Source organism: Sediminibacterium sp. FW305-C-269 (assembly GCF_058231045.1).
Genome location: NZ_JBIQXQ010000004.1, coordinates 110,153 through 122,155, shown reverse-complemented (window position 1 = coordinate 122,155; position 12,003 = coordinate 110,153). Strand labels below are relative to the sequence as shown.

Annotated in this window: 10 protein-coding genes; 2 read left to right on the top strand and 8 right to left on the bottom strand. The window is 48.3% G+C overall.

Going from position 1 to position 12,003, the window contains the following annotated elements; all coding sequences use genetic code 11:
• Nucleotides 1-36: 36 nt before the first annotated feature.
• Nucleotides 37-579 carry a hypothetical protein gene (locus ACH3Y6_RS14185; protein ID WP_490836283.1) on the bottom strand — a complete coding sequence of 181 codons (543 nt, stop codon included), beginning with the start codon at nucleotides 577-579 and terminating at the stop codon, nucleotides 37-39.
• Between the two features lie 144 nt (nucleotides 580-723).
• Between ACH3Y6_RS14185 and ACH3Y6_RS14180 the strand changes: the two genes are divergently transcribed.
• Complete coding sequence (locus tag ACH3Y6_RS14180; protein WP_490836282.1) at nucleotides 724-1,620, top strand: ABC transporter ATP-binding protein; 897 nt, start codon at nucleotides 724-726, stop codon at nucleotides 1,618-1,620.
• A 10-nt stretch (nucleotides 1,621-1,630) separates the two neighbouring features.
• On the top strand, nucleotides 1,631-2,455 hold the full coding sequence (locus tag ACH3Y6_RS14175; protein ID WP_490836281.1) for an ABC transporter permease: 825 nt from the start codon (nucleotides 1,631-1,633) through the stop codon (nucleotides 2,453-2,455).
• 5 nt (nucleotides 2,456-2,460) lie between these two features.
• Here ACH3Y6_RS14175 and ACH3Y6_RS14170 read toward each other — a convergent pair whose 3' ends face one another.
• From ACH3Y6_RS14170 to ACH3Y6_RS14140, 7 genes are all read right to left on the bottom strand, one after another.
• Complete coding sequence (locus ACH3Y6_RS14170) at nucleotides 2,461-3,390, bottom strand: TIGR01777 family oxidoreductase (RefSeq protein ID WP_490836280.1); 930 nt, start codon at nucleotides 3,388-3,390, stop codon at nucleotides 2,461-2,463.
• Nucleotides 3,391-3,618: 228 nt separating this feature from the next.
• Nucleotides 3,619-5,514 (bottom strand): cell division protein FtsZ, encoded by a 1,896-nt coding sequence (ftsZ, locus tag ACH3Y6_RS14165; protein ID WP_490836279.1) that lies wholly within the window; start codon nucleotides 5,512-5,514, stop codon nucleotides 3,619-3,621.
• A 72-nt stretch (nucleotides 5,515-5,586) separates the two neighbouring features.
• Nucleotides 5,587-6,957 (bottom strand): cell division protein FtsA, encoded by a 1,371-nt coding sequence (gene ftsA / locus ACH3Y6_RS14160; protein WP_490836278.1) that lies wholly within the window; start codon nucleotides 6,955-6,957, stop codon nucleotides 5,587-5,589.
• Nucleotides 6,958-7,063: 106 nt separating this feature from the next.
• Nucleotides 7,064-8,152, bottom strand: coding sequence for a cell division protein FtsQ/DivIB (locus tag ACH3Y6_RS14155; RefSeq protein WP_490836277.1), 1,089 nt, complete (start codon nucleotides 8,150-8,152; stop codon nucleotides 7,064-7,066).
• Between the two features lie 2 nt (nucleotides 8,153-8,154).
• Nucleotides 8,155-9,516: a UDP-N-acetylmuramate--L-alanine ligase gene (murC, locus tag ACH3Y6_RS14150; RefSeq protein ID WP_490836276.1), complete on the bottom strand. Its 1,362-nt coding sequence runs from the start codon at nucleotides 9,514-9,516 to the stop codon at nucleotides 8,155-8,157.
• A complete protein-coding gene (gene murG / locus ACH3Y6_RS14145; RefSeq protein ID WP_490836275.1) occupies nucleotides 9,513-10,655 on the bottom strand; it encodes an undecaprenyldiphospho-muramoylpentapeptide beta-N-acetylglucosaminyltransferase in 1,143 nt (380 codons plus the stop codon). The genes murC and murG overlap by 4 nt, the downstream gene beginning before the upstream one ends.
• A complete protein-coding gene (locus ACH3Y6_RS14140; RefSeq protein ID WP_490836274.1) occupies nucleotides 10,652-11,965 on the bottom strand; it encodes an FtsW/RodA/SpoVE family cell cycle protein in 1,314 nt (437 codons plus the stop codon). The genes murG and ACH3Y6_RS14140 overlap by 4 nt, the downstream gene beginning before the upstream one ends.
• Nucleotides 11,966-12,003: the final 38 nt, after the last annotated feature.

Genomic DNA, 12,003 nt, shown 5'->3' with positions numbered 1-12,003 from the left:
AGCTGGTGTGCCCTTTCTGTTTACACAAGTGTCATATCATGCCGCCAATAACAGTTTCAAACTGAAATAGGTGCCTGCATGCCCGCCACCGGTATACACCAGTTCACCGTTCATATCCTGCAGCAGCTTTTGGCATAAGGTAACGACAGAGGCAGATAATATTGTGCCGACAACAGCAGTCGTTTCAATTTCGATGATGCATTTTTCCTCTCCACGGGTAAGGTATATGCTGACCGCATCGTCCCGAAGCTGGCCAGCCAGGTAATGAAAGATCAGCAGCAGTATCTCTTTCAGGAAAAAAGGATCGGCCTGTACCACTGTTGTTTCCGGAGGCACATGCAACTGAACGTTCAAACCGGGCTCTCTGTCAAACAACAAGGATACCAGTAACGCTTCGAGCAAGGGTTTGATAAGAACGGGTTGACTATCATAACGAAATACCCTTTTGCCGTCAGCATATTCACTCTCCACCCGTTCCCCGATATTGTTCACCAACAACGCCTCGTAAGGTAAAGTGGCTGACTGTTTCAGATCGTTCAGTATCACAACCAGGTCCTTATTGTAAAAACAGTTATCCATGGAAAGTAAGATACAAAATAGCGATGTACTTGCAGGAACCTGTCTTTTTTTACCGCTTGTATACAAGGAACAGATACTTATCAATATTGCTGACATTTTTCTGGTAACTGAGTATCTTCGGAATACATCCTTAAACAAGGTTATATGCAACCTGTACTAACGCTAAATGGCATTTCCAAGTCTTATGGTAAGATCCAGGCACTGAAAAACGTTTCTTTTGAAGTACCGGAAGGTGCTGTGTTTGGCATCCTCGGGCCCAATGGCAGCGGCAAGACCACCATGCTGAGCATTGTCCTCGACATCCTGAAAGCCGATGCCGGCAGCTTTGCCTGGTTTGGCAAACCCGGTTCTCCTGAGACACGCAAACAGATCGGCTCTTTGCTGGAAACACCTAATTTTTACCATTACCTGTCTGCCGTTGATAACCTCAACATCACCCATGCCATCAGCGGGCGCGGCAGTGCAGCAGATATAGACCACGTATTGGAGATCGTAAAATTATCCGAGCGGAAGCGAAGCCGCTTCAGTGCCTACAGTCTTGGTATGAAACAAAGGCTGGCCATCGCCGCCGCCTTACTGGGCGATCCGCAGGTATTGGTATTTGATGAACCTACCAATGGACTGGACCCGGTAGGGATTGCAGAGATCAGGGAATTGATCAGGGAACTGGCAAGGCGGGGCAAGACCATCATCATGGCCAGCCACCTGCTGGATGAAGTAGAAAAAGTGTGCACCCATGTGGCCATCCTTAAAAAAGGAACCCTCCTAACTGCAGGGCCGGTAGATGAGGTTCTGACCAATGAAGATATTGTAGAACTCTCCTGCAGTAACCCGATACACCTGCACGATCTGCTGATCGGTTTTCCGGGGCATACCCATATCAAACTGGAAGGGAACAAGGTCCAGCTGTTCTTCCCCATCGGCACTGCGCCCATGGAAGATATTAACCGGTACTGCTTTGAGAAAGGTATCACACTGAACCTGCTTTTTGCCAAGAAGAAAAGCCTGGAAACCAAATTCTTTGAATTAACCAACGACTAAAACACTGCTCATGTTTGCCCTGATCAAAATCGAATGGCTTAAGATAAAGAAATATCCCGCTTTCTGGTGGATGCTGGGTATTGTGGCGCTCACCTACCCCGGCACCAATTCCATGGCCTATGTCGGGTACCTGAAAGCCACTACCGGAAAAGCACTTAGTAATAACCTGGCAAAAATGTTTTTGGGCAACCCTTTTGCCTTCCCGGATGCCTGGCATTCCGTTGCCTATTTTTCTTCTTTTTTCATCCTGTTGCCTTCGATTCTGGTGATCATGATGGTGACGAATGAATATACTTTCCGCACCCATCGTCAGAACATCATTGATGGCTGGAGCAGGTCGCAGTACATCACCAGCAAACTATTTGATGTACTGATCATTGCTGTTATCGTTACACTGGTATATGTGTTAGCGGCTGCAGGGTTTGGCGTTTATGCAGACAGCAGTTCCGTAAACCGCTGGACAGAAGGCCTGCAGTTCATCCCCTTATTCCTCTTACAAACCTTTGCGCAGTTATCTATCGCATTCCTGTTAGGTTACCTGATCAAAAAAGCATTTATTGCATTGGGTATCTTCCTGTTTTATTATCTCATTATAGAGAACATTGCAGTCACTTATGCCCGGTTTAAGATGAATGATATCGGCAGGTTTCTTCCTTTTGAAATGTCGGACCGTTTAATACCCGCGCCGCCATTCTTCAGCCGGATGGGCAAGGATGCCAAAGAAGCTTATACCCGTTTAATCGATTTGATTCCCGAGCATGTGGTGTATACGATCGTCCTGACGATCCTCATCTGGATCATCTGTTATGCAATACACAAAAGAAGGGACCTGTAATTCTTTTACCTGGCAAGCAGATTATCCAATGCCTGGTCGATAACCGGGTAGCTGAAGTCAAAACCGGCCTGCTGAATTTTCCGGGCACTTACATTGGCGCTTTTGAGCACTTCAATGCTCATTTCGCCCAATACAATCTTCAATACAAACACCGGAACATACACCGGTATATAAAAACGACCACGAAGTTTTTGGGCAATAGTCAGCGTGAGGGTCTTATTGGTCACAGGATTCGGCGCTACAGCATTGTAGGCCCCATCCAGCGAATGGTTCTCAACGGCAAACAGAAACATGCTGCAAAGATCCTCTACATGAATCCAGCTAACCACCTGGTTACCGTTGCCCAGGATGGCCGCCACACCACCCATGACCGGTTTACGGAATTCTGCCAGTGCACCGCCCCGATTACTTAATACAATGCCTGTTCTTAATTTCACCAGGCGTTTGCCTAAACCGGTCACCGGCTCTATGCTGGCTTCCCATTGGCGGCAGGTTTCACCCAGAAAAGCGGTATCGGCTGGTGCATCTTCCGTAAAACCCTCTTTCAGACTTCTGGCTGTATCTGGCCCGTACCAACCAATGGCGGAACTACTAATCACTGACTGGACCTTATTAGGATATTCCTTCAGTGCTTTTACGATCAGCGCACTGCTTTCTGTACGGCTACGCATGATCTCTTGCTTGCGCGCCTGGCTCCAGCGCTTATCTGCAACACCAGCACCTGCCAGGTGAATGATATGATCTGCTTTCCCGATGGCATCCCGGTCAATTGCCTGCGCATTTATATCCCAACTTGCATAACTAACACCTGGCGATGGTTGATGTTTTGTTGTATCTCTTGTAAGGATGATCACGTCATATCCCCTGTCTGCCAGCATTTCCGTTAAGCGGGTACCGATCATACCTGTGCCACCTGTAATCAGTATAGTTGCCATTCTATTGATTTTTACAGCGCTTTTCGTGCTTTGGCGGGGAATCGATCGCGAAGGCGCAAAGGCGCGGTTATTAAGCAGCAAAGATCAGACTTATCGATCAGAATCAACACAGTGTTTGCAGATCTGTTGGCAATACCCTTTATCGGTGTTCAACAAAAACCCCCGGTTATTCACCGGGGGCCACAACTAAAATCACCATTTTAAAACACAACTATCGAAAACAAAGGGTTAGTCTGGTTTTTTACCGTCCAGGAACGTGTTGATCGTTGAGATCTGCGTCTGGTCGTTCTCATCCTTACCCACCGTGTATTTGCTGTAGAAATTCTCTACAGAAGTCAGCGTATTACCAAACAGTTCCATATTACGGCGCACATAGGCTGGCACGGCGTCAAACTCATTATTGGCATCGGCTGCATTGTTCATGTTGAACGACAGATTACGGAGCTTCTGGATCCTTTCTGCTGCCCTTTTCTTCTGCTCTTCTGCTTCATCAAAACTATCTTCCTGGAAAGCAGCCTGCATAGCAGGGTGCGATACTGGCGTCTGCGTAACCGTCAGTTCTTTCTCCACCAGTTGAAATTCCATATCGGGCTCCTCTGCTTTGTTTACAGGTTCTGGCTGGGGCTGTGGTTCCGGCTGCCGGTTCTCCATCGCCGGAGCCGGCATGGTTTGTTGCACCGGCATCTCAGGCTCGGCATAAATATTCACCGGTTTACTCAGAAAACTCATGGTAGTGATGGGAGCCTGTGGTTCGTCTTTCTCCTTTACCTCGAAACTGGTCAGCTCTTCCATAACTGTTTTGGGAACATGTACTTCTTCAACAGGCTCTTCCACTTTTATTTCCTGCGTGATCTCAGTGCTCAGCTCAAACTGCAATACGCTGGTTTCTTTCTCTTCGGCCACTTCTTCATATACCTGTATTGGGCTTGACGTGAACTCGGGTTTGCTGAATATGGTCAGCATATCTTCCAGTGGCATTCTCTCCTGCATACTGGGGGCCAGCTGGTCCTGGGGTTCTTCCACCACCGGAGCGGGCGCCGGTGCTACCGCTTCCTTTACAGGAGTCATTGCGGCTGGCGCTTCTGTTTCCAGTACCATTACGATCTTCTCGGGCTGCGGTTCCACTTTTTTGGCCTGTACGGGTTTGGCAAAAGGATCTTTGTGCTCAAAACCGGTCGCGATCAAAGTGATGCCGATCTTCTTATCCAATGTAGGGTCATAACCCATACCCACGATCACATCGGTATTTTCACCGGCCTGCATACGCAGGTGGTTATTGATGATCTCCAACTCGTCCATGGTGCACTCGTGTTCACCTTCAGCGCTGTTGATATTGATCAGGATCCATTTGGCTCCGCGGATATCATTATCGTTCAGCAAAGGAGATGACAGAGCCTCTTCAATGGCACGTTGCGCACGATCTTCACCTTCCAGTTCCGCTTTACCAAGAATGGCTACGCCTCCGTTCTTCATTACGGTGCATACATCGGCGAAATCGACGATGATGTGTCCGCGGCTGTTGATGATATCCGTGATACACTTGGCAGCAGTGGCCAGTACATTATCTGCCTTGCCAAATGCTTCCTTCATTTTCAGGTTACCATACTGCATGCGCAGTTTATCGTTGCTGATCACCAGCAGGGTATCCACATAGGGCTTCAATGCCATGATACCTTCTTCTGCCTGTTGGTGACGGCGGGGACCTTCAAATCCGAAGGGTGTGGTAACAATACCTACCGTAAGAATGCCCAGTTCTTTACAGATCTGTGCAATGATAGGGGCACCACCGGTACCGGTACCACCGCCCATACCCACGGTAATGAATGCCATCTTGGTATTAACTTCCAGGATACGTTTGATCTCTTCCAGGGATTCTTCTGTTGCTTTTTTACCTACTTCAGGATTGGCTCCGGCACCCAGCCCTTGAGTAAGGTGTGGTCCAAGCTGAATTTTATTGGGAATATTACTTTGTTCGATGGCTTTCGCATCCGTATTACAGATGATGAAATCTACACCTTCGATATTCTGTTCAAACATGAAGTTTACGGCGTTGCTTCCACCTCCGCCCACACCCAACACTTTGATGATGGATGATTTCTGTTTGGGAAGATCGAAATGAATCATAGCGTACTTTTTAAATTGAATTAACGGGTTTTCTTAGAGGGTGTTTGGGTACTAACGATGATCAGCACCGTTTTATTTTATCACCTGGTCTTCTTCTTCCTTGAAGAGATCGATCAGGTTGTTCTTGAACTTGTCCCAGAACTTCCCTTTTCTTCCAGATACATCTACAGATGCAACAGGAGCAACGGGTTCAGCCGGAACCTCTGCCTGTTCAACCGTGAGTTTCTTAGGCACTTCCACCTTTCTGAATTTTTCGGTGAACTCTTTGTGTTTGTGATCGAAATCGCTGTACCCTTTCAGGATCAGTCCCAAACAGGTAGAGTACATCGGTTTCTTCAGTTCTTCAATATGATTCGGCGCCAGGTGCTCATTCGGGTATCCGATACGGGCATTCAGGCCTGTGGTATATTCGGTCAGCTGGATCAGGTGTTTCAGCTGCGATCCGCCACCTGTCAGAATGATACCGCCATTCAGCATGCGGCTGTCGAGCCCCACTTGTTTCAGGTGATAGGTCACAAAATCCAGGATCTCGCTCATTCTTGCCTGGATGATGGCTGCCAGGTTCTTTACGCTGATCTCTTTGGCAGGCATACCCTTCAGGCCAGGTATGGTGATATAAGCATTGGCTTTTGCCTCATCTGCCAGGGCTGAGCCGAACTGCACTTTCATGGCTTCGGCCTGGCTCTTCAATACGCCCAGACCCATACGGATATCATTGGTAATGTTCTCACCACCAAAAGGTATTACGGCAGTATGTTTCAGGATGCCTTCATAAAATACGGCCAGGTCACTGGTACCACCGCCGATATCGAGGATGGCAACACCCGCTTCCATATCAATATCGCTCATAACAGCGCTCGCAGAAGCCAGGGGCTGGAGAACCAGGTCTTTGGTGGTCAGCCCGCTTCTTTCAACAGCACGGTTGATGTTACGGATGGCGTTGCGGTCACCGGTGATGATATGGAAATTCGCGCCCACTTTCACCCCGTTGTACCCGATGGGGTCCTTGATGTTCTGTATATTATCCACATGGAAATCCTGAGGGATCACATCGATGATCTGATCACCGGCAGGAATGAAGGTCTTGCGCTGGTTGTTGATCAGCTGTTCGATCTCTGGTCTTTTGATCTCGATATCTGCGTCCTGGCGAACGATATCGCCGCGGGTCTGCAGGCTCTTGATATGATGTCCGGCAATACCCACATATACTTCATTGATCTCCAGATCCGGGTTACTTTCATAACAATTTTCCAGGGCCTGCTGTATGGCTTTGATGGTCTGGTCAATGTTCAAAACCTGGCCATGCTGTACGCCATTGCTGTTGGCGCGGCCAAAACCCAAAATCTCCAGCTTGCCATATTCATTCTTACGGCCGGCAATGGCTGCGATCTTTGTTGTACCGATGTCCAGGCCAACAATGATGGGTGATTCGTTGTGATTCATGTGTTGTGTTTTAGTTGTTTTTAATGGGTAGTTGTTATGTTATCGTTCGTGGCAGGTCGTGAACAGCGGCGAAAACCTTCCCCCGATCCACAACCGCCGGTCACGGTTATTGATTTCTGGTCATCACGGCTCTTGGTTTTTTGTTCTTTACCACAGGTTTCTTTTGCGTTGCTTTTTTGACCCGGGTCTTCTTCACATTCGTTAACGATTTATTAATCACTTTATTGTTTGTAACCGTTGCAGAATTTGCTTTTGCAACAGGTTTTAACGCCGTGGTAACTAGCGGCTTTTTAACCACTGTATCTTTTTTGATAACAGGCGCCGGTTTACTTACGCGACTGCTATCCTGGAAATCCGGTGCGGACTGACGCATCATTCCCTGCATCAAAGCATGTGCTTTTGCTGAATCGATACGGGCCTGGGAAGCACCTTTGCGGATAGCGACTACCTGATTATCGTATTGGATATCGAGTTTTTCATAAGTATTGATCCCGTTCTGCAACCAGGCTTTGTGGTAGAAAGTGTTGAGTTTTCGGAACTTCCTGTCCAGGTCTTCCACATTTCCTAACATGACCGTATGATCGCCCAATACCGGCACCAGTTCAAAACCAGCACCCGACGTGATATCTACCTGAGCCACCTGCGCCATCCAGAAAGAATCTGCCAGTATATACTTCCCAACCTTCACAATGTCATTCAGCAGTGCACTGTCCGGCTTAGCCAGTTTGGATTTATCCGATGGGAAGCCGGTAAAAACAGGCACTCTTGCAGACAGCTTATCACTCAATGGTAACCGAAGTGCATTGCTATCGAGGTAAAACGAATTCCCTCCCAGTGTAAACACCCTGGCTACGGGCTGGCGTTCTTCTATCTTCACCTGCAATACCTGGTTGTTATCGATGAACATTTCAGCATTCTTCACCCAGGGATCTTTTTCTACCAGCGATTCCATCTGCCGAAGGTTCAGTGATCCGATACGGCTGCCGGCCACCTGGCCCACCGAATGCAACATTTCCATCACATCCTTTTCGTCAATGAACATATGCTGCTCAACCCCGGTGATCTCAATGGTAACATTGGTACAGGTTTTCTGGCTTTTCTGCTGCATGGCAGCTCCCAGCAGCACCATCGTTCCGATGCCAGCCAGGATCCAAAGACCATTCAACAGTATTTTTTTCCAGTTGTACTTCCGCATGTTTATCCTTTCAACAACAATTCTTTTACGGGTTGCACCAGCGCATCAATATCACCGGCTCCGGCCATGACCAACAGGCTGGGTTTGTTTATAGCCACCCAGTTCTTCAATTCTTCTTTATCCAGCACCTGGCGTTTGGCCACATTCATCTTACTCATCACCAGTTCACTGCTCACACCCCGCATAGGCAGTTCACGGGCGGGGTAGATGGGTAACAGTATCACTTCATCGGCCATATCCAGGCTCAGGGCAAATTCATTGGCCAGGTCGTTGGTGCGACTGAACAGGTGCGGCTGAAATACCAGCGTCAGCTTCTCCCCGGGGAAAATGCTTTTCACACCGGTGATCAGTGCGCGCAGCTCCTCTGGATGATGCGCATAATCATCGATCAGCACCTGGCCTTCTGTCTTCAATGCATATTCGAACCTTCTTCTCACACCTTTGAAATCGGCCACGGCCGCTTTGATCTTATCATCGTCGATGCCCAGGTGTTTGGCGACCGTGATCGCAGCCACGCAGTTCTCAATATTATGCAAGCCCCCCATGTGCAGCACCACATTCGGTATGGTCCAGTTCTGACTCACTACATCAAATACATAACTGCCATTCAGCACTTTGCGGTTAGCAGCATACACATCGGCCCGGGTATCTTCAAAACTGTAAGTATACAGGTTGCCAGCGGTCAGCTCCTCGCCACGTTCCAGGTCGTATTTGGCAATCAGGCAACCGCCGGGTTTCAGCTTCTGGGAGAACTGGATGAAGGCATTGACCACTTCCTCCGGTGTACCATAAATGTCAAGGTGATCCGGATCCATGGCCGTGATCACCGCCACATCGGGAAACAGTTTTAAAAAACTGCGGTCATATTCGTCGGCCTCCACCACCACCACATTCTTCTCGCTGCTCCAGAAATTCGTGTTATAATTAGCGGCAATACCTCCTAAAAAGGCATTACATCCATAACCTGTGTGGCGAAGCAGGTGCGCCGTCATAGAAGTGACCGTGGTCTTTCCATGGGTGCCCCCAACGCAGATATTGAAAGAACCTTCCGTGATCCACTGTAACACATCGCTTCTTTTCACTACGGTATAACCCTTCTCCTGGTAAAATACCAGCTCCGCATGCTGTGCCGGAATAGCAGGTGTATATACAACCGCATCCACATCTTTGGGAACCAGGTCTACCCGCTCCTCGTAATGAATGGCAATACCAGAAGCTTCCAGCTCACGGGTAAGCGGCGTCGATGTCCTGTCGTAACCACTCACATCAGCCCCCTTGGCCTTGAAATAACGGGCCAGGGCACTCATGCCAATTCCACCGATACCGATGAAATATATCTTTTGTATGTCGTTCAATTTGCTCACCTGATATGTTTCAATATTTCTTTGGCGATCACTTCGTCCGCATTGTTTACCGCCAACGCTTTACAATTGCTATGTAACTGTTGCTGCAAGGCTTCGTCCTTTGCCAATGCGATCACGGTTGCCACCAGTTTTGTTTTCGCTTCCTTATCATTCACGATCAATGCGGCCTGTTTATTCACCAGGTTCATGGCATTGGAGGTCTGGTGATCCTCTGCAGCCAGCGGGAACGGAACAAACACCGTTGGTTTGCCCACCACACAGATCTCCGTTACCGACATGGCACCTGCCCTGCTGATGACCACATCGGCTGCCGCATAGGCCATTTCCATTTCTTTGATAAAATCATTCACCCACACATTCTTTCTCCCACTCCCCTTCATCCTATATTCTGCAGCAGTGGTTTTTCCGGTCTGCCAGATCAATTGCAGGTCATTCTGCGCCAACTCATCCAGATGCAGCGCCAGCGACTCATTGATGCTGCGTGCACCAAGGCTTCCGCCAATAGCAAGCACCGTTTTTTTATTGGGATCCAGACCAAAGAACCGGAGTGCTTCTGCGTGGTCGATCTTTGACTGGACAATGGTCTTCCGCACAGGATTGCCTACCACAAAAAGTTTTTCTTTGGGGAAGAACTTCTCCATTCCATCCGTTGCTACAAAAACAGCTGTGGCTTTTTTACCCAGCAGGATATTGCTCTTGCCCGCAAATGAATTGCTCTCGTGGATGAATGTGGGGATCCTTTTCGACTGCGCATACCGCAACACTGGGAACGAAGAATATCCTCCCACACCTATGACCGCATCGGGGCGAAACTTATCTATGATCAGCCTTACCTGTAAAAAACTTTTTACCAGCTTGATGGGAAGACTGAGGTTCCTCCATAAGGATTGCCTATCGAGTCCTGCTATATCCAGTCCTTTGATTGGATAACCGGTCTGCGGAACCTTTTCCATCTCCATCTTGCCATTGGCTCCTACAAACAGGATCTCGATGGCGTTATGTTCCTGCTTTAAAGCGTTGGCAATCGCGATCGCCGGAAAGATATGTCCACCCGTTCCTCCTCCGGCAATGATCACACGGATCGGCTTCTGCCCTGCGGCAGCATCGGAATGCAACATGGTATGTGTATGCTCATTCATGATTTCTGTTCAACAGGTTTAACAGATTCGTCAGGTATTGGCTGTGTTACGGCAACCGGTTCAATCTTTCCTTCCATCTGTTCCACATTTCTTGCCACACTTAATATAATTCCAATAGCACCACAGGTAAACAGGAAGGAGCTTCCTCCCATACTTACCAGCGGAAGCGTTACCCCCGTAACCGGCACCAGGTTTACATTCACCGCCATATTCGCAACTGCCTGTATCACGAGCGTAAAGCTCAATCCCAATGCAAGAAATGCGCCAAACGCATAAGGGCATCTCCGGAATATCCGGATACACCGGAACAGAAAAACGAGGTAGATGAATATCATGAACGCACCACCCAACAATCCATATTCTTCTATGATGATGGAATAAATAAAGTCGTTATAAGCCTGTGGCAGAAAGTTCCGCTGACGGCTGTTGCCAGGGCCCAATCCCACCAGTACGCTGCCGTTGGCAATGGCGATCTTGGCCTGCTGCACCTGGTATGGCGTTTCATTGTCTTTGGCGTACATAAAATCCTGTACCCTGCGTACCCAGGTACCGATACGGCCGAACGATTTGGCTTTTTCAGCAATACCTGCTTTTTTGGTCTCGTCGCTCTGTTTGCCATCATACGTGAACACGGCCACCGTGATAATGAGCGCCACAGGTATCAGCGCCACACCAATGGTCATCAGAATATGTTTGATACTAACCCGGCCAATGAACATCAGCAATAGTGCAGTGGCACCGGTCAATAAGGCATTCGACAGGTTAGCCGGCATGATCAGCGCACAGATGATCAGCACCGGTGTAACAACAGGAAGAAAGGCTTTCTTAAAATCTTTGATCATTTCCTGTTTCTTACTCAGCAAACGGGAGATGTACATGAACAATGCCAGTTTCGCCAGGTCGCTGGTCTGGATGGTCATGTTGATGATGGGCAGTTTGATCCAGCGGCTGCCATCGTTGATCTTGGCACCGAAGAACAAGGTATATAACAATAGAGGTATCGAGATCAGGAACAGGATCGTAGCCACCCTGGAAAAGATGGTATAGTTGATGCGGTGCAGGAAGTAGATCACCAGTAAACCCACCAGTGAGAAAGAGACCTGCTTAAAAAGGTACACATTGGTATTACCTTTATACATTTTATAAGCCAGCGATCCCGTTGCACTGTATACCACCAGGATAGAGATCAGTGATAACAATACCACGATACCCCAGATATATTTGTCGCCCCGGGTACGGTTCACCAGCTGCCCACGCATTCCACCAATGCTGGGTATCTGTGAAAACAAGGTATCTCTGATCTCTGACATTTCGGTTTTGGATTATGTGGTCTAAAGCACAAAACAGG